Origin of the sequence: Candidatus Lernaella stagnicola (assembly GCA_030765525.1) — a bacterium.
Lineage (GTDB): Bacteria > Lernaellota > Lernaellaia > Lernaellales > Lernaellaceae > Lernaella > Lernaella stagnicola.
The window spans coordinates 90,561-115,927 of sequence record JAVCCK010000020.1 but is presented as its reverse complement, the minus strand read 5'-3'; the positions used below and the strand labels follow the sequence as shown (position 1 = coordinate 115,927).

Sequence of the window (25,367 nt, the reverse complement as noted above, 5' to 3'; positions counted from 1 at the left end):
ACACCGCAACCTCGCAACTACATGACAGCTTCATCAACAATCATGAATGAGATTAGCAGAAGACCATCAATCCGCCAAAGCGAACGGTATTTGCGACCGCGAGAGCCTACTTCTTCTTCCACAAATGCCAGGCGGCGGTGGCGACGACGATCGCCGCGGCGGCGGGTTTCACCGCGTGATAAAGTGCCGGCCACATCCCGGCCCACTTGGCGCCTTGCGGACCGGCGACGAGGTAGGGCGTCGGCAGCGCCAACAACAACGCCGCGAGCCACAACACTCGATAGCGCCCCTGCCCGTACAAAAAGACCAGCGGCGGAAGCAGCAGCAGGTAGTGATGCTCCCAGATCGTCGGGTAGATGAAAAAGTACGCCGCGAACCACAGTACCAGGAGGTTCGCCGCCTTCGCCCGCCGGGCCAGAAGCGTCAGCGCCAGGCACGCGCCGAGTGCGATGACAGGCACACCGTAATACAGCCACGCAGGCAGGCTTTTTCCGACCACGACCCGCAGCAGCATGATGAAGCCGAGGTCGCCGCGGTAGATGGCGCCCCCAGGTCGCGCCGGGCGGAAGTTCTCCCAAAACGGGTCGATGCTCTGCCCCGTCGCCAGCATGTAGAGCAGCGTCGTACCCACCGCCGTCGCCGCGATGAGCAGCAAAGTCCGCCAACGCCGCTTGACCGCCAGCACCGGCGCGCCCAGCCACGCGGTGAGTTTCCACAACATCCCCGCGCCGAGCCAGGCTTCGCCCGCCTGCCGACTCCCGCCCGAAAGGCTAAGCAGCGCGCCGAGCAAAAACGCAGCCTGCAGCATATTGAACTGGCCCATGTACAGTTCGAGGTAGACCGGCGACGACGCCAGCCACAACGCCGCCATCACCGCGCCGTCGGTCCCGCGCAGGTGACGGTACGTCGCCCAAGCCGCCAGCAGCGCCGCCAATTCGATCAACGCCAGCCAGAACCAGAATGCCTGCTGCGGCTTGGCGAAGGTCAACGGTGACGCGGCCGCCGCGCCGATCGGTAGGTAGCGAAAGGCGTAACAGCAGGGCACTATCTTATGTTGCGGATCGCCGTCGTAGATGTCCTTTCCGTGCCGCAGGGCGTGCCCCGCCTTGTATAAGCCATAGAAATCGCAGCCGGTCTTTGCGTTGACGTCGCTGTCGTGGAAGAATTGTTTAAGCGATCCGCCATTGACGACTTGCCAGCCGTAAAACACATTAAGCGCAACGGCGGCCAGCAACATCGCCCAGATCAGACCATTGAAACGAGATTTCATGCGCGTTGACCCGTCCATTGAGCGCCCGGACCGCAGCCTGCTCTGGCTGCTGCCCTGCGCCCTGCTGCTTATCGGCTTGACGATCGTGTTCGAATGTACCGCGATCGACGGCGTTTCGCCAGCATTCCGCGCCGTGCCGCTGGACGACGCCTGGATCCATTTCGTTTACGCCGAGAACGCCCTGCGCACAGGCCTGTTGCATTACAACCCCGGTGAGCCCGCCGCGGGCACCTCGAGCCTGCTGTGGGTGATTCTCCTATCCCTTCCCCAACGCCTGGGAGTCTACCCGCCCGTCGCGGCCAAGCTGCTGGCCCTGCTGGCGCAACTGGGCCTCGCGGCGTTGGTGTTGGTCGGGCTGCGTAAACACACCTACCGCCCGCTCGCGATACTTGGCGCGGTGCTCGTCTGCGCCGACCCCGTGGGCGTGTTCGCTTCGCTTTCCGGCATGGAAGTGATGCTCTATTCGTTAACCGCGTTCGGGGCCGTGTGGGCGCTCTTGGAAGGACGCTATCGACTCGCCGGCGTGCTGGCCGCATTGACGGTCGCGGCGCGTCCCGACGGCGTGCTGACCGCCCTTTGCGTGATAACGTTCGGCTTCCTGCACTTGGCGATCATGGCGCGTAAACGGGAAAAAGGCATGCCCCGTTGGGGTGAAACGGCGTTCTGGCTCGTGCTGCCCTCGCTTTTGGCTTGGCTGCTGTGGGCTTACCTTAATTGGCGGGCGACGGGGCGTTTACTGCCGGCCAGTTTCTACGTGCGGGCCGGCGGCTGGTCGCTCTTCACGAACGTGCCGCCCCTGGGGGAAATCTTTCGCACCCTGGCCGCGGTCGGTTCGTTCATCGGCCATCCGCTGCAATGGATGCTCTACGTGCTGGGCCTATTGTGGATCGCCTGGCGCCGCGATATCCGTTACGGCGTGCTCGTGATTTTCCCCTGGGCGCTTGCCGTGCTGATGGCGGGCCAGACGGTGCAGTTCATCGGCGGCGGTTTCTTGGGACACCGCTACATCGTCCCGGCGCTACCGTTTTTCCTCTACGTGCAACTGCTCGGTGTCGCCTTTGTCACCGACCTGCTGATCGAAAAACGCGTGCTGCACCGCACCTATCGCAAGCGGCACCTGCCGGTCTTCCTCACGCTGGTGGCGTTGCTGCTGCTCATGGGCGACCCTCGTGTCGTGCCGCGCCACTTGGCCGAGCAGCGCCGTGAATATGCGTCGGCGTGCCGCGAAATTGAGCACATGCAGGTGAAAATCGGTCGCTGGCTCGACGCCAACACCGCCCCCGACGCACGGGTCGGCACTCACGATGCGGGGGCTATCACTTACTTCAGCAAGCGCGAAACGATCGACATCATGGGGCTCAACACGCCGCACATCGCGCCGTTGTCGCCCCGCGTCGTCGCGGGCCTGGATTATCTGGTCACCTTCCCCGCGCTTACCGGCGATATTCACGTCCCGTACCGCGAGGTGTTTCGCGTCCAATTCGATCAGACGACCGCCGTCGCCGATAAGCTGATGGCCGTGTACCGTATCGAGCCCCCGGCGACGCCCGCCCTAACGCCCGAAATTCAGCCGTGAAACGAGCCCTGGGCCAGAGGTATTCGAAACGATGACCGATACGGACAATCGAGCCATCAAACAACCGGAACAGATCAAGGCGCTCTTCGACCGCCTTGCGCCGCGTTACGAATTAAACGACCACCTTTTTTCGATGGGTATTGATGTCTGGTGGCGGCAGGTCACCGCGCGCCGCCTCGCCCCGCAGGTTCCCGGACCACTGCTCGACGGTGCCACCGGCAGCGCACAACTGGCCGCGGCCGTGGCCCGGCGCTATCCGGACCGCCGCGTGGTGGGCCTGGACTTCTCGCCCGGTATGCTGGCCGTGGGCCGCGCGAAACTGCCGCGCCTGGGCTTGGATCAGCGCGTCGAACTGGTCGAAGGCGATTTGCTGGATCTACCTTTCGACGACGGCTTCTTCGCCGCCGCGACCGTAGCCTTCGGCGTGCGCAATGTGGCCGACCGCCGCCGCTGTCTGCACAACTTTTTCCGGGTTCTCAAACCCGGCGGGCGCTTGCTGGTGTTGGAGTTTTCAATGCCGACGCTGCCGGTCCTGGCGCCATTGTATCGCTGGTATTTCGGCGCCGTCATGCCAATCCTCGCCCGCCTCTTGCGCTCTTATGAGGCCTATCGCTACCTTCATGAATCGGTGCGCTCCTTCCCACCCGCCGAGCGCTTCGTCGCCATGCTCCGCGAAGCGGGTTTCGAGAAAGTCCGCGTCACACCGTTGACCTTGGGCATCGCCCAGCTTTTCGAGGCCGAATCGCCGTTATGTTGATGACCAAATTCCTCCTTCGATAACGCGTCGCGGCATTTATCTGTCGGCAAACCGTCCAAAATTGGCCCTTATTGAAAATTTCCTGAAAAGATATGTGGTTCCGCCGGAAAATGAATGGGCGCTCATTCAGAAAACGGTTTGACTTTTTCCCTCAAAGGATCAATACTTTGGTGGAATGGATCGGGCGGCGAGCTCTTCGAACCGCCGACCGAGGTAGGGACTCATGGCAAACGTTAGGCGCATACGCACCCCGGCCACGCAATACTACTTCGAGCCCTACGACCACCAACAAATCATCGCCAAAATGCACGAGGAATTCAGCCGCGTGTCCGAGAAGGTCATCGGGCGCGAGTTGATCATCCTGCAATTCGCGTGCGCCCTGCTGACCCGCCAACACGTGATGCTGTTGGGTCGTACGGGCATCGCCAAGTCCCTGCTCGCCAACGAACTGTTTGAGATTTTCAAGGCCTCGGGCGCGAAAACCTTTTCGATCAAGGCCTCGGCCGAAGACACCAAGGACAACTATTTCGGCCCGATCGACATTCCCCGTTACCGCGACGAAGGCGTCAAGGTGCGGCGGACCCGCGGCTCGGTGCTGGAAGCCGATTTCGCCTTCGTCGACGAGCTCTTTGACACCAACGAGCAGATCCTTCGCGACATCATGCTGCTGCTTTCCGACCGCATGCTCTTTGAGGGCAACGAGCGTTACCACGCCCGCCTGCACAGCCTGATGGCGGCCACCAACTACCTGCGTCTCAACGAAGTGACCGAGGCGGTCGTCGACCGTTTCGCTTACCGAAGCGTGATTACGGCCGAAACCAATACCTTCGACCAATACCGCATCGACCGCTCGTTTATGGGCCAGCAGCGCGGCGGACACGGGCCGACCAAGCCCATCTCGCGCGGCGAAATCGATTACCTCTCGCGCGTCGTGTGCGGCCAGATGGGCGACATCAACATTGAGATCAGCGACGAAGTCCTCTACCTGAAAAACATTATCCTGCGGTACTTCATCGACCGCATGAAGAAGGCGAAGGGCAGCTACTATCTCAGTCCGCGGCGGCAAGCGGGCGTCATCAACCACCTGCGCGCCTGGGCGCTGCTTAACGGACGCACCAGGGTAGAAGAGACCGACCTTCCGAAAATGAATCTGATGCTGTGCATGGTCGGCGCCGAGGACGAAGAGGAAAAAATCTTCGCCAAGACCGCCGAGGAGACCATCCGCTACCTGCACAACGACGCCGATTTCCGCCAACAGCTCGTGATTCTCACTACGATTCTTAACGTTATCGAGATCCTCAAGGCCAACCCCAAGCGCGCGGGCTCTATCGACTTGCAAGCGCTGGGCGTTTTGCCGCCGCAAAAACGCTGGCGGGAAGAAATGGCGGAAAAGCTGGCGAAGAAAGGTTCGCTGGATCTGACCGTCGAGCAGCTTCGTTCGGTCCTTTCGGAGATCAAACCGAACAACCTGTACATTCAGGAACTGGCGGAAGGCTGCCATAAGCAACTTCAAGAACTTGCGGCTCTGCACCTCGGTGGCGGGGGCCAAATCTTATGGACGCACTGACCCGGCTGGCTAAACCACAGGTTTCCGCAAAAGCCGCCCCGGCCGCGCTCCCTTCTCTATCCGATGATTTCGACGACTTTCTCGAACTGTTCGAAGAACTGCACGGGCTCGTGCCGCAATCGTTCTTCCTTCTGTTCAAAATCGCGCGGGTGATCAAGACCCCCGAAGCCGCCCTCAACGGCCAACTTCGCGGCTTCTTCGACATTTGCGAGAGCGCCGAACGCACCGCGCCCACCGACCGGCCGGACAAACAACATCTTACCGATGAGGTGCCGATTCTCACCGATCACGAGCCGCATTTCGGGACTCGGAAAATCAAGGGCCTGGAAGAAATCGGCTTGGCGCGGCCCGGCGATGTGGCCGAAGAGGACTTCACCGACCTGCTGCGGAGGGCCGAAGAACGGCAGCTAAACGTGCGCGTGCTCGTGCGTTCCGGCGCCGGCGAGGCCGCCCCGGAAACCGCGCCGATCACCGATCGCGGCACACGGTCGATGGCCAACGCGGCCGAGCAAAAGCTCTATGTGCTCTTGGACCGCTCGTACTCCATGCGCCACCGCAACCGTCTGCTTTACGCCAAAGTTCTGGCCATCGAGTATTTGCGCCGCAAAAAGAAAAGTAACGCCAAGCTGTTTTTCCGCCCCTTCGACTTCGACGTCTACGAGCTCGAGAGCTTGACTTCGCCTGAAGAATACGACGCTCTCATTCGCCGCCTGCTGTTTATCGAGCCCGGCGGCAAAGGCACCGACATCGCCCACGCGCTTGAGGTGGCGGCCAACGATATTCGCTTCGACGGCATGTTCGACGGCGCGGAAATCCTGGTCATCACCGACGGCATGGACCGCGTCGATCCGGATGAACTCCGGCAGAGGATCGGCGAGAAAATCGTGGTTCATATGCTCAAAATCGGCCGCGACGAGGCCGATCCGCAAGACGCCGAAATCAAGGAGATCATCGAAAAGGACCAATTGGTCGGCCTTTCGCGCGAGGAGGTGATCCACCTGTTTCGCCAACGCATCACGCAAGCGTGGGACAAGATCACCGAAACCCTTCTGGAAACCGACGACCTCGACGGCCGGGATTTGGGCCTTGGCGAGCCGGAAGTGACCTTTGCATTGGAAGCCGTCGAGCGCATCACGGCTCAACCCGTGGCGGGCCTGACGCTGGCCGACGCCGAAATCGCCTTTCGAAAAGCCTCCTTCGTAGAAGGTTTTATCGACCTGTTGCTCTCGCGCGCCGAAGACGACAAGACGATTGGCTCCCGCAGTGCCGAACTCAGCGCAGCGCAGGATAGGCTGCACGAATTCAAAGTGGCGATTGCCGCCAAAAGCGGCATCACCGCCTCCCTGTTGGCGGGCAAGGACTTGCGCTTCATCAACGATAAGAGCCTTCGCCGGCAGGCAAAAAAAGCGAAAATGACGTTGGAAGATCTCGGCCGCCTCCAAGAGCAGCAAGACTTGCTGCTGCAGCTAAAACTCGGGGGCGGTAAGGCCAAGCCTGGTGAAGGCGGCATGTCGCTTTGGCAGTTGCTTCGCTTGGTCGGTCGGGCTACCGTAAAGTCCGTCACCGGGTGGCTCTTTTCCGACAAGGACGAGACCGAGGAACCGCCGCCCGAGTCACCTGAACCAAAACCATCAACCGAAGACAACGTCGATTAGCTGACGCGTCTTTCATCGTTGTCGAAAAACGCCCGCGGGGGTTTCCCATGAGCGACACGTCCTCTTCCGCCAAACCGAAACTCGTGTTCGTGCACGGCGCTTGGCACGGCCCTTGGAGTTGGGACCTCTTCGTCGAGTTCTTCACGGCGGCTGGTTGGACATGCGACCGCGTTACGTTGGCCGGTCACGACGGCGGCCCTCAACCCGACGACTTCAATACGTACGAAATCGAGCGCTACACGCATAGTATCGAAGAAGTCACCGGCGGCGACGCCAACGTCGTGTTGATCGGCCACAGCATGGGAGGCCTGACGATACAGCACTATCTGGGCCAACACGAAACGCGGGGCGCGGTCTTCGTGGCGGGCGTACCGTATTACGGGATCCCCTGGAACGGTGTCTTGTTGACGATTCTGTCTCAAAGCCCTCTCAAAACCATATCCATGCTGCGCCGCGGCAGGCGTTTCGAAACCGCCGCGGAAGTGCGTGATCACTTTTACTTGCCCAACACGCCGGCCGAGTTGATCGAAAAGAACTTCGCGCGCATGGTGCCCGAAAGCGCCGCGGCGCTGCGCCGGTTGTCGCTCAAGGGCAAGTTCGCCGGCGATCCGCCCGCGCCACTGGGTAATCCGCCGCGTTTGGTTCTTGCCGCCGGGCACGATCACTTCCTGTCGCCGCCCTACATGGAAGAATTCGCCCGCACCTACGGCTCGGACTTCGAGGTCTTTCTCGATATGCCGCACAATTTGATGGACGCCCCCGGCTGGGAGAAGGTGGCCGAAACGATCGCCAAGTGGCTCGCCGAAAGCGTCCTGCGTGCTTGAGTTTTGCGGCTTTGTTCCCCGGCGCGTTTTTGTTTACAATCGATGCATCATGAATCTTGGCTCTCCTGCATATAAAGAGGTGAAACATGCAAACTCGCAATAGGACGTGGATGTGGTTTGTCGCGACCGTCATCGTTACCGCCTTGGCTTTGATGCCCATTGTCGGCTGCAAAACCAGCGATTACGCCGGCGCGGCATCCAAAATCGCGAAAAAGACCGGTCTGGACGACAAAGTGCCTTACGCCAAGGAAGTGGCGGACGTGTGCAACTTCCTCACCGAAAAAAAGTGCACCAAGAAAAACTATCAAAAATGTGTCGAGGACCTGGGTAAGAAGGCCGCGAAAAGCGGCAGCTTTAAAAAGTCCCTGAAATGCCGCGCCAAGTGCGCCAACAAGGCGAAAGGCTGCAGCGCTTACACAACCTGCGCCAAGAAATGCTGAGGTGATTGGCCGCACGAGCTAGGCCGGTGCGGCAAGCCGTTAATCGATCGTGAAAACCGGCTGCGGGCCGAAGCTTCGGTCTGCGGCCTTTCTTTTGTCTGACTCCGTGTCACGACGTTATCCTCAGCGCAGCGAGAGTCTGATATAGTGATGTCCGGCGAACGTGTTTCGATTCAAATGGACCGCGGGAGGTCGTGTCATGGCAACCGAAAATCGTGACTTCTGTGACGCTTGGTTGGCGGCGTGGACCCAGGTGGCGGGCGACCTGGAAGCGGCGGTCGACGCCCTGCTTACGTTTTACGCCGACGACGTGTTTTACAGCGACGCATCCGTTCCGCAAGGCGTGCAAGGTTTGGCTTCGTTTCGCGCCCACGCCACAAAACTCCTCGGCAAATTCGGCCGTTGGCGGTACACTGCCCAGGAATTGCATCCGATCCCTGACGGTTTCGTCGTCAAATGGCGGGTTGAGTTGGACGATCGCGTCTGCTTCGGCGTGGACCTGGTGGAACGCAACGATCAAGGGAAAATCACCCGCAACGAGGTGTACTTCGATCGCGCCACGCTCTTTGACATGAGCCGGTGAGTGCGCGCCTCTTAAGACCACGACCGACGCCTAACAATTATTGAAAACCACCGCCTCACAGGGCCGACTATCTGATATGCCCATCACCGCGCCGGCCCCGCTCACTCGGGCGGCATGGCCTTGGCGCTCGCACTTCGTTTCATTCCGATGGCTTTGATGAGGTATGGGAGGTAGCGCAAGACACGCAGGAACCAACGCGGATTCGTGCGCAGGATTTGCCAAAGGTTACCGAAAAAGACACCCGGCCGTGTGTAGAAATGCCGTTGGTAGCCTGAGCAGCGGCGGCGCAACTGCTCGAGCGTAAAGCCGGTGTCCGGTCCCTCGGCGCCGTATTGCTCGAATATTTCCGAGCCCTCCAGCACCGTCAAGACGAAAAACAGCGCGTGATGCGGCCGCAGGCGCAGGCTATAGTCGAGCGCCTTGCGCATCGTGGCGTCGGAGTCGCCGGGTAACCCGAAAATGAATTCGATGATCGTCGTGATGCCCTGCCGCTTGGCCGTGGACACCAGTTCGACCGCCGCTTCCAACTGTTCGGGCCGCCGTTTGATATTACGGATGACTTCCGGGTCCGCGCTTTGGATTCCTACCACCACCTGGTCGAGGCCCGAACGTTTCATCAGCCGCAATGTCGGCTCGCGACGCCCCAGATAGGAAAAGGGGGAAAGCAACACGCCGTAGCGCAGGTCGTGCCCGCGGGCGATCATCGCCTCGGCGAACTGCTCGGCCCATTCGGTCTTCGTGCCGAAGATGTCATCCTTGAAACCGATATACCGCAAACCGAAATCGCGCACGCATTGTTCGATCTCGGCCATCACATTCTCGACGCTGCGCTGCCGAACGCGCCGCCCCAAAATTGCCGCCGACGTGCAGAACGTGCAGCGATTGGCGCACCCGCGGCTGGTCATCATCGGCGCGTAGGGCTGCCGCATGCCGAAGTAGTGGTAATCGTAGAAGCCATCGGGCGAATGCTGAGTGCGATCGGGAAAGGGCACTTCGTCGAGGGGATCGATCAAATCCTGCGGCGGCGCCATGATCACGCGGCCGTCTCGGAGGTAGCTCACGCCACGCAGTACCGCTTCGTCACGCTCACCGCCAAAATACTCGAGCATCTCGACGATGCTTCGTTCGCCTTCCCCGTGGCAAACCATGTCCGCCCCCGCCGCCAGGTACTCCTCGTAGCTGAAGGCGCCGGGACCGCCGACAATCAGTGGACCGGAAAATCCCCGCTCGCGTAACTCCCCCATACCGGCAATGACGCTCTGTTTGAGGAAAGTGGAAGTATAAAACCCCACGACATCGATTTCGTCTTCCCGCAGCAGCCGGGCTAGTCGCGGCAAGTCGAAGTTGTCCAGTGATTGATCGTAGATGTGGCAATGCCGCCCCGCACCTTTGACCGCCGCGGCCAAATACTGCAGACCCAGCGCGGGCACGCGCTTCATGCCATATTCGCGTTTTTCGGCGACCATCCACCCGCCGTCCTCGACGGGTAGGTAAACCAACGCGACTCGTTCGGCCCTTTGTTTGCTCACGGGTGAAGGTTCCCCGATTTCAAGTCGCCCGCCGGCGTCTGCGAAGCGCCACGCCGCCCGGTCGCGGTTGCATTTACTTCAAATACGGAATATAGCACTTTTCCGCGACTTGCGGGCAACGCAAGCAGGGCAAACGGGTGCTCAAGAAGGATTGCCCTTGACCCCGAAAAAACCTGCGTGATAGCAAGTAACGGATAATAAGTCGGTTCCAAGCGGCGAAGGAGACTCGGTGTTAAAGTGGTTGCGGCGGATAACGGGCAAAGAAAATGCGGATCAAAATGACGAGCCTGTGACCGTCTCCGCCGCCGTACACCCCAACCCCTGCGGCGCAGCAGTGGCGAAGAACGTTACCATCGAGCCCCTCATTGTCCCGCGCCCGGAACACTCGCTTTCGCGTAAGAAGATCGCCATCAACGCGCTTAAAGTCATGGGCCGACTCAACCGGCACGGTTACGAGGCGTATTTGGTCGGCGGATCGATCCGCGACATCCTCATCGGTCGCCGGCCCAAGGATTTCGACCTGGTGACCGACGCGCGTCCCGACGAAGTCCGTAAGCTGTTCCGCAACAGCCGCTTGATCGGCCGACGCTTTCGCCTGGTGCATATCTTTTTCCACGGCGGCGAGATCATTGAGGTGTCCACCTTCCGGAAGGGCGTTCCCTTCGACCCCGATAGCGATTCGCCGATCAAAGAGGAAAACACCTTCGGCTCCCCCGCCGAAGACGCCTGCCGGCGCGATTTGACCATCAACGGTCTGTATTACGACCTCAAAACCTTCAACATCATCGACTTCGTCGGCGGCATGTCCGATATCCGCGACCGGATCGTCCGGGTAATCGGCGACCCGGCTCTGCGCTTTCGTGAGGATCCCATCCGCATGCTGCGCGCGATACGCCACAGCGCCGGCACCGGTTTCACCATCGAGCCGGCCACCCGACAGGCCATCCAGGAGCACGCGTCAGAGATCACGAAAGCCAATCCTTCACGGCTGCGCGACGAGTTCATGCGGGAACTCACCGAAGGTCGCGCCGCACGCAGCATCAATTTGATGATCGAACTGGGCCTACTGCAACACATCATGCCGGAAGCCCGAGACGCGCTCGCGCAAACCGAACGCGCCGCGGCGACCCGCGTCCATTGGCTGGCCAACCTTGACGCTCTCGACGAGGCGATCTCGATACGGGGACAACGGGTCGAGATTACCCAACCGATGATTTTCGCCGCATTCACCGCGCCGCTCGTGAAGGCGCAGAATTTCCCGGCGAAGGTCGATGACCCGCGCCGACTCCGCGGTTTCCTGCCGGGGGCCATTCGCGATTACCTCAAACCGGTGCTCAAGAGCCTGGGTATTAGTCGTGGATACGCCGACGCCGCTTCCATGGTGCTCGTGGGCCTGCTCAACCTCGAAACCTCCCTGGCGCGCGACGGCCGCGTACCGCGCTCACTGCTGCGCAAAGTCTATTTCCCCCCGGCGCTGATTTTGTTTCAAATCGAGGCGCGCGGTCGTAAAGAACGCTTGCCTCAGTCGGTGTATGATTTGGCGCAGGAAAAAGACTTGTTGCTTTTCACCAGCGGCAAGCGCGGTGGCCGCGGGTCCCGAAAGCGCCCGGCTCGCGAGCAGAACACCGAGAAAAAGCCGGCCCGCGCTCAGAAAGAAAAACCGCCTGAAAGCCGAACCCCGGGCGCTTCGCTGGTTTTCGATCCATCGGCGCCGACCGACGCCGGACCCGACAAATCCAAGTAATACCGATAATCTCCACGAACTTCGCACGGTAGACGCCCCGGCGGCCTCCAGGCTAGAATCGGCCGCATGAGAGTGCTTGGCATCAGCGACAACCACAACGCAGGCGCCGCCCTTGTCGTCGACGGCGAACTTCGCTTCGCCCTCAACGAAGAGCGGATTATCCGGCGAAAGAATGCCTTGGCGTTTCCAACAAACGCCATCGCCGAAGTGCTGCGACTAGGTGGCTTGCGCCCGAGCGAGATCGACCTCGTTTGCGTGGCGGGCGAGATCACGCCCAGCTTTCTGCTGCGCAGCCTGCCGGCCCTGCACCAAGGCGCGAAGAACCAGTCGGGACAATTCGGCCTTCTGTTCACCGCCTATACGTATTTCCAGGTTTTAGCCCGCGCCTGGCACCTGCCCTACGCCATCGATCGCGCGCTGTCGCAGCAACTATTGACCCGTCGCTTGCGCGCCTTGGGTTTGCGATGTGCGGTTCGCATGCGGGATCACCACACAGCCCACGCGCAAGCGGCATTCCTATGTGGTCCCTTCCAAAAAGCGCTGGTCATCACCGCCGACGCCATGGGGGACGGCGTGACGGCCACGGTGAGCATCGGCCATCCCGACGGCCACCTGGAAGCCCTGTTCGAGCAATCCGGCTTGGCAGCGCTCAATCCGTACTACAGCCGGGTGACCGAAATCCTCGGCTTCATCCCCAATCGCCACGAGGGAAAGGTGACGGGGCTGGCGGCGTACGGCGATCCGAATCGCCTCGGCGCCCACTTCCGCCGCACGTTAACATCCCGCAACGGCCGCTTCTCCAACCTTGGAAATCCGCTGCGCCACAGCCGCCACTTCGGATGGTACCGGCATCTTTACGACCAATCCAAAGAGGACGTCGCCGCGGCCTGCCAGGACGTACTCGAAGACGCCGTCACGGAATTCGTCGACTATTGGGTCCGACGCTCGGGCTTGGCCGACGTTTGCCTCGCCGGCGGCATCTTCGAGAACGTCAAGCTCAACCAACGGGTGCGCGAGCTGGACTCGGTAAGCCGCGTGTCGATCTTCCCCAACATGAGTGATGGCGGCTTGGCGGCGGGCGCGGCGCTGGGCGAAGCGGGCGCCAAACCCAAACCCCTGCCCACTGTCTACCTGGGCACCAGCTACACCGACGAGGAAATCAAAGCCGCGCTGGACGAGGCGCGTGCGATTTACACGAAGCCGAAATCCATCGCGGACGCCGTGGCCGAACTGCTGGTTCAGCGCAAAGTCGTGCCGCGTTTTGTCGGCGGCATGGAATACGGGCCGCGCGCGCTGGGCAACCGCACGATCTACTTCCGTCCTGATGACCCTTCGGTTAACGACTGGCTCAACGACCGACTTGGGCGCAGCGAATTCATGCCCTTCGCCCCGGCCGTTCTCGACACCGCTGCCGACCGTTGTTTTGTCGGCATGGGCGGCGCGCGTTTCTCGGCCCGCTACATGAACATGTGCTTCGACTGCACTGAATTCATGCGCCGCGTCGCCGCCGGGTGCGTGCACATTGACGGCACCGCCCGCCCACAGATCGTCCGCCGCGAAGACAACCCCGACATGTACGCCATTCTGCAAGCCTACGAGAAGCGCACCGGTGTACCTGTGCTGATCAACACGAGTTTCAACATGCACGAAGAGCCCATCGTCATGACGCCCCACGACGCCTTGCGCGCATATTTCGCCGCCGGTTTCACCTATTTGGCGATCGGGCCCTACCTTGTGAGTGGAAAAAGACAATGAACCCGCGCAACGCCATGGCACTAACTCACCCGCAGGCCGTGATGATACAAACCACGAGCCGCTGTAACTCCGCATGCATCATGTGCCCGCAGCCGCGCCTCCGAACGAAGATGCCGCAAGGCGAGATGGACGAGGCAACCTTCGCGGCGCTTATCGCGGAAATCGCCGAGTTCCCGCTTCTCAAACGCGTCATGCTCTACCTGATGAACGAACCGCTGCTCGACCCGCGCATTGTCGAACGCGTGGAAAAAACCCGCGCCGCGCTGCCCGACACGGAAATCTACCTCGTCAGTAACGGCGTCGCGCTGACCGACGAACTGACCGACCGCCTACTCGACGCCGGACTCACATGGATGGGGTTTTCCCTGCACGCCGCGCGCCCCGAAACCTACCGCACCATCACCGGACGCAACGATTTCGATGCAGTGCGCAAGCGCATCGTGCGATTCGTCGAAAAGTCCATTACCCGTCACGGGCCCGATAGCGTGATGGTCAACATGACCCGCATCCGGCCCCACGTCGGCGATGAAGAGTGGCGGGAAGGCATCGCCTTCTGGCGCGAACGCGGCCTGACCAGGCTGGACCTCGTCGACGGATACGTCAGCCGCGCGGGTAACGTCGAAGTTTTCGAACACGAAGCCCTGCGGCACCCCGGCATTCTGGGCTGCAAGACAGTGTGGGCTTACGAAATGGCGCACGTGCTCTTCGACGGCGCCGTCGTGCCCTGCTGCATGGATTACCGGCGCCGCGCGGTGTGGGGCCATGTCGGCGAGGCCGGCTTGCTCGCCGTATGGCAGGGCGACAAGCGGCGCGATTTCCTCGAACAGATGGACGGCCGGCCGCTGCCCGACGATCACCTTTGCATCCGCTGCGAAGACGCGATCCCCGCCGACATCGCCGCAACAACGAAAAGCGACACGGCGGAAGTGGAGCCGGAGCAACCAACGTCTTCCGAGCCGCCCGCCCTGCTGCTCGTCCACCCGCCGCCCTGGTTGACCTCCGGTCCGCCCCTGGGGATGGCCTCGTTGAAGTCGTGGCTGGCCCGCGACGGTTTCACGGTCGAAACCTTCGACGTCAACATCGAGCTTTACGACGCCGTGCCTCCGGCGCAGCAGCGTTTGTGGGAGTGGGAGGAAGGGCGCGTGTGGGAACGCGCGGGGGAAGTCGAGCGCCTCTTCGGCTCGGAACTGCGCAAGTTGGCGCGACGCATCGCCCGGCATCCCGCGCCGGTCATCGGCTTTAGCCTGGCCAGCCGTAAGGAAATCGCGGCCGCGATCCTGGCCCGTGAGATTCACCGTCTGGCACCCGACAAACTGCTGATCGCCGGTGGCCCCGCAACTGCGGTGCGCGAAGACCGCGATCGCTTGTTCGACCTTTGTCGCGGTGCGATACGCGTATTCGTGGTGGGCGAAGGCGAAGCGGTGCTCAGCGCCTTGCTCCAGCGGCACGCCCGCGGCAAAAGCCCGGAGGGGCTGCCCGGCGTTGCGTTTTATCGCGAAGGCGAAGCCACCTTCGTCGACCCGCCCGACGCACTGGACATCACGAACCTGCCGACGCCCGATTTTCGCGACTTCGACCTGGATCGTTACACTGCGCCCGCTCTGCACGTGGAGTGGTCGCGAGGTTGCACCGGCAACTGCGCATTCTGCAACATCCGGCAGTATTGGCGGCGGTATCGCACCAAAACCGCCGCACAAGTACTCGCCGAAATCGAAACTCTCATCGAGCGTCACGACGCACAGTGGCTCAGCCTCGTCGATCCCGTGCTCAACGGCCGCCCTGAAACGCTGGAGGAAATTTGCGACGGCATCCTCGAGCGCGGCTGGAAATTACGTTGGTCGGCGGGTATGAGCCCGAACCACCAGCTTAGCGGCGAGCAGTTTGAAAAGCTGGCCCGCGCCGGATGCTACCGTCTTGAATTCGGTTTGGAATCGGGCTCCGACGACGTGCTGCGCGCCATGAATAAGCGCTACACGGTTGCCGAAGCGCTTGCCATGTGCCGCGCCGCCGACGCGGCGGGTATTGATGTCGTGCTGTATTTGATCGTCGGCTTCCCGGGCGAAAGCGACGCTGATTTCCAAGCCACCCTGGACGCGGTGGCAAGCATTGCGCCGCATGTGAAGCTGGTACGCAGCGTTAATGGCCTGCTGTTGATCCCTGGAGCCGATGTTTGCGAACACGCCGAGAAATTCGGCCTGGAACCGCCGCAGCGCGATCAGCCCGGCTGGGAACGGCGTTGGGCGACCGACGACTTGAACGCCGAAATCCGAGCCGAGCGTTGCCGGCGCTTGCTCGACCACCTCGACGCCCTGGGCGTGCCGGTCGAGTTTTCCAACCGTGACGAAATCGTCAGCGAGAAGGTGCGCTTCGCCGAGCGTCTCACGGCACTCGACGAACGCCTGGGACGCGTACACCAACGGCTCGTCAACCTCGCGCTGGCCGCCGACAACCTGCTCGAGCACGGTCCGCGTCCTTCGTCCGGCGGTATGGTGGCGCTGGCGATCTGCCCGGTGTGGGGCGTGGACATGCCTCCGTACGGGCTGGCCAGTTTGGCCGCTAACACGCAACGCGCCGATTTCGCGCCGGTCGTTTTTGACTTCAATATTGACGTCTATCGCCGCGTGCGGCCCGAGTTAAAACGGTTCTGGGAGGAAGACAGTTTTCGGCATTGGACCGATCACGCCGAGTGGCGCCGCTTGCTGCCGCACCTGGAAAGCGAGATCGATTGGGTTGCGCGCCGCCTGTTGGATACCGGTCGCCCGGTGATCGGCCTCTCTTGTTATTCGCCCAACCGTCGCTTCACGATCGAAGTGTGCAAGCGTCTCAAGGAGCTCGACGTCGCGCGCACCATCGTGGTCGGTGGTCGCGGCGTACACACCGCCAACGAGCGCCTGCTTTTCCCGCCGGGCAGCGTCGATATGTTCGTCGTCGGCGAAGGCGAAGCCACGTTCATCGAGCTATTGCAGTGCATGAAAGACGGCGGCGATCCGCGCGGTCTGGCGGGTATCGACTATTTCGACGGGCACCACTTGGCCGGGGCCGCGCCCCGCGAATTGATTGCCGACGTCGGCACGCTGGCGCCGCCCGATTATACCCCGTTCCCCTTGTCTTCTTACCGCACGCGCGACCTGCCGATATTGATGAGCCGCGGCTGTATCGGGCACTGCACGTTCTGCAACGATCACCCGGCCATGGGTCGTTTCCGCTGCCGGCCGGGCCGCGACGTGGCCGACGAGATGCTGCACCATCGCCGCGTGACCGGTGCTCACACTTTCCGTTTCAACGATCAACTCATCAACGGCGATCTCGACGCGCTGGATGAAATGTGCGACGCACTGATTGCCGCCGACGCCGATATGGAATGGATCGCCCTGGCCGCGCCGCGTGGCGACATGTCACCGGAACTGCTCGCCAAAGCCAAACGCGCCGGATGCCGCACGCTCAATCTCGGCATTGAATCGGGCAGCGACGCCGTGCTCAAGAAAATGGCCAAGGGTTACCGGGTCGCCGACATCGAAACCGCCTTGGCCCGCCTCCGCGCCGCGGGCATCAATACGATGCTCAATTTCATCGTCGGTTTCCCGGGCGAGACCGAGGCCGATTTTCAGTTGACGCTGGATCTCGTGCGGCGGCTGCGGCCCCATATTTGCGGCGTCAACAGCATCAACACCTGCATTCTGCTGCTCGGCAGCCCCCTTGAGCAAAGCAAGGAAAAGCTGGGCATCGTCATCCCGACCGGCGCCGATCCCGATACCGGCTGGGTGCAGGGAGAAAACACGCCCGCGCTGCGTCAGACCCGCGCCCGCCGGTTGGTGGCGCTGCTCGAGGAACTCGACATCCCGGCGCGCGTGAGCAACTTGCACGAAAAGGCCGCCGACCTGCGCGCTCTGGAAATGCCCACCGTCGCCGCGGCTGAATCCCGCGATGAAACTGCGATACAAAAGGGCGAGCCGCGTTACGAATCCGTGTCCGCTCAGCAAGTGGACGTGCTGTTGGTCATGCCGCCGGTTTGGGGCATCGATGTGCCGCCGCTGGGTATCGCTTACATCCATACGTATCTGGCGAAATACGGCATCAGCAGCCAATGCCTCGATTTGAACATCAAGCTCTACAACCGGGCGCCCAATCCGTCGCTGTGGCGCATGGACGCCTACAAACATTGGACCGATCCCGAACTTTTTGCCGAAACCATGGCGCAATTGGCCGATCTGATCGACCACTACGTCGTGCAGATCACCGCGCACCCGGCGAAGATCGTCGGACTTTCGCTCAACACCGGCAATTTTGCGTTCGGCCGCGCCTTTGCCCGTCGCTTGAAAGCCGCGCGACCGGACCGGCTGGTCGTGCTCGGCGGTCCGGGCATCACCAACAGTTTCGACATCGCCACGCTCACCGAAGATGAAGCCGATTACATGGTGCTCGGTGAGGGCGAGGTAAGCGGCCGGCAACTTTTCGCCGCGCTGCTGCGCGGACAGAAACCCGACGTGCCCGGCGTGCTGCGCGTGGGCGACGGGGTCGATTTCGACCACCTCGTGCGGCCGATTTGTACCGACCTGGCGACGCTCGACTTCCCGCGCTTGGAGGATTTCAATTTCGCCGAGTACGGCACCGACGCCGTTCCCATCCTCGGCAGCCGGGGCTGTATTCGTCGGTGCACTTTCTGTAACGACCATCACATTTACCAAAAATTCCGCCGGCGCGATCCTGCATCCGTCGCGGCGGAAATGGCCTGGCATGCCGACCGCGGCCGCCTGCGCTTTACCTTCCACGATGTGCTGATCAACGGCAGCATCAGCGACCTGGACGGCTTGTGCGACCTACTCATCGCCGACGGACGCGAATATCAGTGGGGCGGCCAAGGTGTCATCCGCAAGGAAATGACGCCCGAGCTTTTCGCGAAAATGAAACGGGCCGGCTGTCAAAGCTTCGTGTTCGGTGTGGAGTCGTTTTCCGACAAAGTGCTGCAACTGATGAACAAACCCTACACGCCGGAACTGGCGCACGAAGTGCTCACCACGTGCCACGGGGCGGGTATCGAAACCATCATCAACATCATTGCCGGTTTCCCGGGCGAGGGCGACAAAGAGTTCCGCGAAACCTTCAACTTCCTCCGCGATCATTTCGAGATCATCGACCAGGTCGCCTCGATCAGTCCGTGCCTGATTAACCTTGGTAGCCGTCTTTTCGACCGGTACGAGGAATACGGCATTCGCTTCCCGCAAAGCGACGGTTCCATCAAGTGGTACACCGACGACGGCAACACGTTCGAGGAACGCCGCCGCCGCGTGCTGGCGCTCACTACTCTGCTGGCCCGCCGCGACCACAGCGTGCACACCGTCAACTTGTACGACGAAGCGAGCGGCGCGCTGCCGGAAGTCGATTTCGACGCGCCGGAAGATGACGCGCACCAGCCGGAGGAAGCGAATCGCCCCGAGCCGGCGGCGTTGGTGCCGCCACCGCGGCCCGACGTATTGCTGGTCATGCCTCCGCCTTGGGGCGTCGAGTACCCGCCGCTCGGCTTGGCGCAACTGGCGGGTGGTTTGCGAAGCGACGGCTTCCGTGCGGCGACTCGTGATTTGAACATCGAGTGGTACGCCGCGTGCGGCGGTTGGATGCAGGACTACTGGAAGCTGGACAATCTCAAGTACTGGAGTCCGGAAGGGCGATTGGAGGAAATCATCGCCTACTTCCAACCCCAAATCGAGGCCTTCATCGCGGAGGTCCGGCGCCTGCGCCCGAAGGCGGTGGGGTTCTCGACCAACGAATCGAACCTACCGCTCGCCGTGCATTTAGCGGCTCGTATCAAGGAAACGGCAGCGGAGATCGTGACCATCTTCGGCGGTCCCGGCATTCATTGGGAAGCCGACCGCGAGCGAATCGGTCCCGCGGCGGATTTGTGCATCGTCGGCGAGGGTGAAGCGACGTTGCCCGAAGTGCTTCGCGCCCTGAAAAGCGGCGTGGTGTCGGATCAGACGCCGGGCGTGGCCGTGTGGCGCGAAGATCGCTGGGTTTGCGGGCCGCCGCGTCCATTGGTGAAGGACCTCGACAGCCTACCCCTGCCCGACTTCGGCGACCTGCCGCTGCACCTATACCGAACCAATCAATTCCCGCTGCTATTCGGGCGCGGCTGCATCAACCGTTGCGCTTTTTGCAACGACCACCAAATGATCCCCGGCTACCGCGCGATTTCACCCGAGCGCTTGGTCGACCACATTCTTTCGTTGAAACGGCGCTTTGGGGCCTTTGCGTTTTCGTTCAACGACCTGCTTATCAACGCCGACCTGCCGCGGTTGCGGCATCTCTGCCGGCTGCTGATCGACCAAGATATCCGCTTGGCCTGGACCGGGCAGGCCGTCGTCCGCGACGATATGACCGACGAGGATTTCGCGCTCCTAAAGAAAGCCGGTTGCGCCAGCCTCGTGTTCGGCGTCGAAAGCTTCTCGGATGAAGTATTGCGCCGAATGGGGAAGCGTTTTGACGCCGAATCCGCCCAAAAGACGCTGCGACGCGCCAAAGACGCCGGCCTGCACGTATTGGCCAATTTGATCGTTGGGTTCCCGGGCGAGACCGAGGAGTCCTTCCGTCAAACCTGCGATTTTGTTCGTGATCACGCGGACTTGATCGATCAGGTAAGCGCTCTTTCCACATGCATTGTGGTGGCGCAGAGCCGTCTCGAGAAAGAGCCGGAGGAATTCGGAATCGTCCTGCCGCAGCCGGAGCACTGGTGCCAGTGGTACTCGCAAGATGGCGAAAATACGTATGAAATCCGCACGAAACGGCTGGCCGAATTGACCCGCATTCTCGACGAGGCCGGCATCGCCCATGGCATGGTCAATTTATACCGCGAAGCGCTGCAACGGTAATCCTTACATTTCGTAAACCAGCCTTTCGATTACTCGCTTTCCGCCGTGAATACCGCCGTCCTCTAATGATTGATACACATTGATAATAAAGGAGTTTTTCTCTTTCGCACCACTTGGCACCGAGTTTGAAGTATGGGAGGGAGGTCCAATGTGGAAAGGAGACCAAACGATGGTAGAAGTGGCTGTTTTAGGAAGTTTCGCCTTAGTTTCAATGATCGCCACGTACGTAGTTGCATCGAAGTCGACTGACGTGACGGCCGCAACACGCAAACCGTAGTTTCGCAACTCATCGTCGCGGCACACGGTGTACGGGTACACTGCGGGACGATGTGGGATTTTGGATATATTCCTGGGGCGGCCTGCTTCGGGATCAGGCCACCAAGCCGAATTCATTCTAGACCCGATAGAATGACCAGCCCGTCGGATTTCGCTTGGTGGTCTGCTTCCGGAGCAGGCCATTTTCTTCCCCGTAACATTTCGTAACACCAAGCCCCCAACGCTTGGTGCCTGGCCCCAATTTTCGGGTTGCTTTTTTATCTAAGTAGTTGGAAAATAACAATTGACCTCTTGGTGCCTGGCCCTAGGTGCAAAGGGGTTTTTTATGTTCGGTCAGAATTGGTTTCACGTCCCTTTCCACGACGTGGCACCGGTGATATCCTCCGGCCTTGTTTTGTTTAGGGGGGTCGTTGCTTTTCAACAGCGTTAAATACGGCGTGTTTCTCGTCGTCGTGTTTCTTCTGTTCTGGGCGGTCGTGCGAGTGCGCCTGGCGCGGATGATTCTCCTACTCGCCGCCTCCTATTTCTTCTACGCGAACTGGAATCCAACCTTTCTACTGCTAATTTGGTTCTCCTCGTCGCTCGATTTCTTCGTCGGCGGCACGATGGGCCTGACCGACCGCCCTTGGTTACGAAAGTTGCTGCTGGGGGTCAGCATTTGCACCAACTTGGGGATTCTGGCGATTTTCAAGTACGCCGACTTCTTTCTCGAATCGGCATCGGCCGCAGTCGTGTGGATGGGAATGGACCCCATTCGCCTGCGCCTGGACCTCATTCTGCCCGTCGGCATCAGTTTCTACACCTTCCAAACGATGAGCTACATCATCGACGTCTACCGCCGGAAACTCACCCCAACCTACCTCTATCACGAGTATCTCGTTTACGTGAGTTTCTTCCCCCAACTCGTGGCCGGACCCATCGTACGCGCGGTCGACCTATTGCCCCAATTCGACAAAAAACCGAAACTGACCCCCACCCGCGGCTCCATGGCGATGTGGCTGATCATGGGCGGCCTGCTAAAAAAGGTCGTAATCGCCGATTACCTCGACATCGCCCTGATCGACCTCGTGTTTTCCGATCCGGTTCGCTACACCAGCCTGGAAGCACTCGCCGCCATCTACGCGTACGCCCTGCAGATATACTGCGATTTCTCAGGCTATTCCGACGTCGCCATCGGCTCGGCCTTGCTGATGGGCTACCAGATTCCCATCAATTTCGATGCGCCCTACACGGCGCGAAACCTGCGTGACTTCTGGCGTCGCTGGCATATCAGCCTGTCGTTCTGGTTCCGCGATTACCTCTACATCCCCTTAGGCGGCAACCGCCACGGCGCGGTGCGTACGTACTTCAATCTGTGGGCGACAATGATGCTGTGCGGGCTGTGGCACGGCGCCGAGTGGCGTTTTATCTTTTGGGGATTCCTACACGGCTGCGGCGTGACGGCCACCCGAATCTGGCAGCACTGGAGCGGCCGCGACCGCGCCGTGACCTGGTGGGGACGCGCCCTGACCATCATCCTTACCTTCCATTTCGTGTGTTTCGCCTGGGTCTTCTTCCGAGCGGATTCCATCGGCACGGCGTGGCAGATCCTCGGCCTCGTTTTTGCCGGCGTCGGCCACGCTCCGAATCTGACCCTACCGCTGCTGGGCCTGATGCTGGTGGGGTACGCGCTGCATTGGGTGCCCCAACATTGGGAAGAAGCCGTGCGCGCCCGATTCGATGCCGTCCCCGCGCCAGTACAGGCGTTGGTCTTGTTTGTCGTGGTGGTCGTGTTATATTCCGTCGCCAGTACGGATGGAAAACCTTATATTTATTACCAGTTTTGACACTGGGGCGCGGCGTGAGCAAAGACAAAAGCAAAGTAGTGGAAAACTCCGGAGGCTTGACCGGCAAAACGGCCGAGACGATTCTCTGGTTCCTCATCTTTTGCGTAATTGCTCTGTTTTTCTCCCATAGCGACCCGCGCGATCTATTCGCGTCGCTGCGCTTTCAACCCAGCCAAGGCATATCGTGGTACTCCACCAGCGCCGCAGTGATCGACCAAAACCCCGAACCCGACGCCATTGCCGAAGTTATTTCCGCCAACAGCGCCGCTCCCATCAACATCGGCGCGGCCGCATCGTCCCTCGGCATCGATTTGAAGGCGAAAGACCTCCTGGGCGACGTGCGGCGCATCGAAGACCCCTCCGGCTTGGCCATGCAGTCCTTTTATGAAGCCTTGGCCGCCACGGCACGCGGGGAAAAAGGAGCGATAACCCGAATACTTCACTACGGTGACTCGCTGGTCGTGGTCGATTTCGTCACCGGTCAGGCCCGCCGCCGCCTGCAAGCCCAGTTCGGCGACGCCGGACACGGATACATGCTCGTGGGCAAGCCCTGGCCCTGGTACCAGCACTGGGATGTCTCGTTCCGGACGAGTAGTTCGTGGTTCGTCGACGGCATTATGAAGCCCAAAACACGCGGCGGGTATTACGGACTGGGCGCTTACGCTTTCGACGGCACCGGGCCACAGCAATACATCAACTTTGGCACGAGCCGTAAGGGTGTCTTCGGCCGGCGCGCCGGGCATTTCGAAGTTCATTATCTGCAGCAGCCGAACGGCGGTTCGTTTCAAGTGTTGGTCGACGGCGTTGCGCACAGTACCGTCAAGACCGCCGGAACCACCCGGAAAAGCCGCGTTCACAAAGTGACGGCCTCCGACGGTCCGCACAAATTCCGCGTGCAATGCGTCGGCGACGGCAAGGTCCGACTGTTCGGCGTCGTACTTGAGCGCGACACGCCCGGCGTGGTCTACGACACCTTGGGCATCAACGGTGGCCGGATGCGTACGCTGGAGCGCATCAATCCCCAGATTTGGGCCGAGCAATTGCGCCTGCGCAATCCTCACCTCGTGATCCTCAACTTCGGGACCAATGAATCCGAAGATGTCGGGCGCCCGTTGCCTACCGTGGAAAACGACTACCTGCGCGTGCTGCAAACCGTGCGCGCTGCCGTGCCGCAGGCTTCATGCCTCGTCATGGCGCCGCCCGACCGGGCCGACCGCGGGCCCAACGGTCTGACCACCAAGCCGATCATCCCGAAACTGGTGGCGCGTCAACGCAGCGCGGCTCTTAAGGCCGGTTGCGCGTTTTACGACACGTACGAAGCGATGGGTGGTCACGGAGCAATGGCGCGTTGGTATCGGACACGGCCGCGGCTGTGCGCCGGCGACATGACCCATCCCAACCGCCGCGGCGCCGATGTACTCGGCGACGGCTTCTTCCGCTCGCTGGTCACCGGTCTCGTGCAGCATGTCGGCTTGGCCATGCGCGAGCACGATGCCGCCACCGCGAGCGAGCTCTCGGTGCATTACGACCCGTTGCTTCGCTTCCAACCCGACCGCCGGCCGCCGCTGCCGGACATTCCGCGCGGGCCGATGTGATGCGCGTAGCCATCGTCGGCGCCGGCGCGGTAGGCTCGCTGTTTGCGGGGTTGCTGGCTCACGGCGGCCATGACGTCACGTTGATCGAGCGCCAACCGGAAACCGTGCGAGCCATTCGCCACAACGGACTGCGTTTGGAGGGCGTGCGCGGCGACTACCGGGTCGAGGTATCCATTCAGGAAAAAGGTTCCCGCGTGCCGGCGGCCGATCTGGTGATGCTTTGCGTTAAGGCTTACGACACGGCGGCGGCGGTGGACGAGCACCACAAACTGTTCACGCGGGCTCACTGGATCCTGTCGCTGCAAAACGGCATCGGTAACATCGAAACAATCGCGGCCCGGCTCGGAAAAGACCGCCTGCTCGCCGGATCGACGACCATGGGCGCCACGCTTGTCGAGCCGGGGCTTTGCCGCCATGCCGGCGAGGGTGACACAACGATCGGGGCGGTAGCCGACAAAACTTCGCCCGGCGTGTTGGAAGTCGCTGACGCCTTTCACACCGCCCGCATCGATACGCGCGCCGCGGCTGACGTGGGTCCGTTGCTGTGGGCCAAGCTGTGCGTCAACGTGGCGATCAATCCGCTCGCCGCCTTGCTGAACGTACCCAACGGCCGCCTGGCTGATTTGCCGGACCTGGCGCCGCTCATGGAAGCCGCAGTGGCCGAAACCGTGGCGGTGGCTCGGGCCGAAGGCGTGTCCCTCGAACTGGCCCGCGTGATCGAAAAATCCTGGCAGGTGGTGGCCGACACGGCTGCGAACTTCGGCAGCATGACCAGCGACCTGTCGCGCGGGCGTCGCACCGAGATTGACGCGATCTGTGGTGCTGTAGTTGAATTGGGAAAGTGTCACGACGTTCCGACCCCGGTCAACGACATGCTGGCGCGTTTGATTCGCGCTCGGGAAGCATTGACAATAGACTAACGCGGTGGCAGGCCGGTCTCAACGAAACGGATTTTATCATCATGACATGAGGCGGCCTTCGTCGTCTTGACGTTTTGCGCGACTCGATTTTGCAACCGACCGAAGCCGTTTCAATTGGAAGTATGTTGCCCTTAAGGAAAAAAGGCGCTGCAGAGTTTTTACCGCATGCCCTCCAAGCGCCAAAAGG

Annotated in this window: 15 protein-coding genes; 13 read left to right on the top strand and 2 right to left on the bottom strand. The window is 61.2% G+C overall.

Annotated features, from left to right (window positions below; all coding sequences use genetic code 11):
* Positions 1-106: 106 nt before the first annotated feature.
* On the bottom strand, positions 107-1,270 hold the full coding sequence (locus P9L99_09220) for a glycosyltransferase family 87 protein (protein MDP8223528.1): 1,164 nt from the start codon (positions 1,268-1,270) through the stop codon (positions 107-109).
* On the opposite strand from P9L99_09220, the gene P9L99_09215 reads away from it, so the two are divergent.
* The 7 genes from P9L99_09215 to P9L99_09185 all read left to right on the top strand — a co-directional run bounded on the left by P9L99_09215 (position 1,269) and on the right by P9L99_09185 (position 8,672).
* Positions 1,269-2,846 (top strand): hypothetical protein, encoded by a 1,578-nt coding sequence (locus P9L99_09215; protein ID MDP8223527.1) that lies wholly within the window; start codon positions 1,269-1,271, stop codon positions 2,844-2,846. The genes P9L99_09220 and P9L99_09215 overlap by 2 nt on opposite strands.
* 31 nt (positions 2,847-2,877) lie before the next feature.
* Positions 2,878-3,603 carry a bifunctional demethylmenaquinone methyltransferase/2-methoxy-6-polyprenyl-1,4-benzoquinol methylase UbiE gene (gene ubiE / locus P9L99_09210; protein MDP8223526.1) on the top strand — a complete coding sequence of 242 codons (726 nt, stop codon included), beginning with the start codon at positions 2,878-2,880 and terminating at the stop codon, positions 3,601-3,603.
* 223 nt (positions 3,604-3,826) lie between these two features.
* On the top strand, positions 3,827-5,170 hold the full coding sequence (locus tag P9L99_09205) for an AAA family ATPase (GenBank protein MDP8223525.1): 1,344 nt from the start codon (positions 3,827-3,829) through the stop codon (positions 5,168-5,170).
* Entirely contained in the window at positions 5,158-6,825 is a 1,668-nt protein-coding gene (locus P9L99_09200) for a VWA domain-containing protein (GenBank protein MDP8223524.1), read from the top strand. Before P9L99_09205 ends, P9L99_09200 begins: the two co-directional genes overlap by 13 nt.
* A 47-nt stretch (positions 6,826-6,872) precedes the next feature.
* Entirely contained in the window at positions 6,873-7,649 is a 777-nt protein-coding gene (locus P9L99_09195) for an alpha/beta hydrolase (GenBank protein MDP8223523.1), read from the top strand.
* Between the two features lie 86 nt (positions 7,650-7,735).
* Entirely contained in the window at positions 7,736-8,089 is a 354-nt protein-coding gene (locus P9L99_09190) for a hypothetical protein (protein MDP8223522.1), read from the top strand.
* Positions 8,090-8,288: 199 nt separating this feature from the next.
* Positions 8,289-8,672, top strand: coding sequence for a nuclear transport factor 2 family protein (locus P9L99_09185; protein ID MDP8223521.1), 384 nt, complete (start codon positions 8,289-8,291; stop codon positions 8,670-8,672).
* Between the two features lie 101 nt (positions 8,673-8,773).
* Here P9L99_09185 and P9L99_09180 read toward each other — a convergent pair whose 3' ends face one another.
* The gene (locus P9L99_09180; GenBank protein ID MDP8223520.1) at positions 8,774-10,201 is read right to left on the bottom strand and encodes a radical SAM protein; all 1,428 of its coding nucleotides are present in this window, start codon (positions 10,199-10,201) and stop codon (positions 8,774-8,776) included.
* A 229-nt stretch (positions 10,202-10,430) separates the two neighbouring features.
* Here P9L99_09180 and pcnB point away from each other — a divergent pair, with 229 nt between their 5' ends.
* The 6 genes from pcnB (at position 10,431) to P9L99_09150 (ending at position 25,180) form a co-directional block, all read left to right on the top strand.
* Positions 10,431-11,945, top strand: coding sequence for a polynucleotide adenylyltransferase PcnB (gene pcnB, locus P9L99_09175; GenBank protein MDP8223519.1), 1,515 nt, complete (start codon positions 10,431-10,433; stop codon positions 11,943-11,945).
* A 66-nt stretch (positions 11,946-12,011) separates the two neighbouring features.
* Entirely contained in the window at positions 12,012-13,700 is a 1,689-nt protein-coding gene (locus P9L99_09170) for a carbamoyltransferase C-terminal domain-containing protein (GenBank protein ID MDP8223518.1), read from the top strand.
* Positions 13,697-20,563: a radical SAM protein gene (locus tag P9L99_09165; GenBank protein MDP8223517.1), complete on the top strand. Its 6,867-nt coding sequence runs from the start codon at positions 13,697-13,699 to the stop codon at positions 20,561-20,563. The genes P9L99_09170 and P9L99_09165 overlap by 4 nt, the downstream gene beginning before the upstream one ends.
* A gap of 686 nt (positions 20,564-21,249) precedes the next feature.
* Positions 21,250-22,665, top strand: coding sequence for an MBOAT family protein (locus tag P9L99_09160; protein MDP8223516.1), 1,416 nt, complete (start codon positions 21,250-21,252; stop codon positions 22,663-22,665).
* Positions 22,666-22,679: 14 nt separating this feature from the next.
* Positions 22,680-24,260, top strand: a complete 1,581-nt coding sequence (locus tag P9L99_09155; GenBank protein MDP8223515.1) for a GDSL-type esterase/lipase family protein — start codon at positions 22,680-22,682, stop codon at positions 24,258-24,260.
* Complete coding sequence (locus P9L99_09150; protein MDP8223514.1) at positions 24,260-25,180, top strand: 2-dehydropantoate 2-reductase; 921 nt, start codon at positions 24,260-24,262, stop codon at positions 25,178-25,180. Before P9L99_09155 ends, P9L99_09150 begins: the two co-directional genes overlap by 1 nt.
* The last annotated feature ends 187 nt before the right edge of the window (positions 25,181-25,367 follow it).

Coding starts and splice junctions, on each gene's coding strand:
- P9L99_09195 (MDP8223523.1), top strand. CDS start 6,873: ATGAGCGACACGTCCTCTTCCGCCAAACCGAAACTCGTGTTCGTGCAC.
- P9L99_09200 (MDP8223524.1), top strand. CDS start 5,158: ATGGACGCACTGACCCGGCTGGCTAAACCACAGGTTTCCGCAAAAGCC.
- P9L99_09170 (MDP8223518.1), top strand. CDS start 12,012: ATGAGAGTGCTTGGCATCAGCGACAACCACAACGCAGGCGCCGCCCTT.
- ubiE (MDP8223526.1), top strand. CDS start 2,878: ATGACCGATACGGACAATCGAGCCATCAAACAACCGGAACAGATCAAG.
- P9L99_09165 (MDP8223517.1), top strand. CDS start 13,697: ATGAACCCGCGCAACGCCATGGCACTAACTCACCCGCAGGCCGTGATG.
- P9L99_09220 (MDP8223528.1), bottom strand. CDS start 1,270: ATGAAATCTCGTTTCAATGGTCTGATCTGGGCGATGTTGCTGGCCGCC.
- P9L99_09190 (MDP8223522.1), top strand. CDS start 7,736: ATGCAAACTCGCAATAGGACGTGGATGTGGTTTGTCGCGACCGTCATC.
- P9L99_09185 (MDP8223521.1), top strand. CDS start 8,289: ATGGCAACCGAAAATCGTGACTTCTGTGACGCTTGGTTGGCGGCGTGG.
- P9L99_09150 (MDP8223514.1), top strand. CDS start 24,260: ATGCGCGTAGCCATCGTCGGCGCCGGCGCGGTAGGCTCGCTGTTTGCG.
- P9L99_09215 (MDP8223527.1), top strand. CDS start 1,269: ATGCGCGTTGACCCGTCCATTGAGCGCCCGGACCGCAGCCTGCTCTGG.
- P9L99_09205 (MDP8223525.1), top strand. CDS start 3,827: ATGGCAAACGTTAGGCGCATACGCACCCCGGCCACGCAATACTACTTC.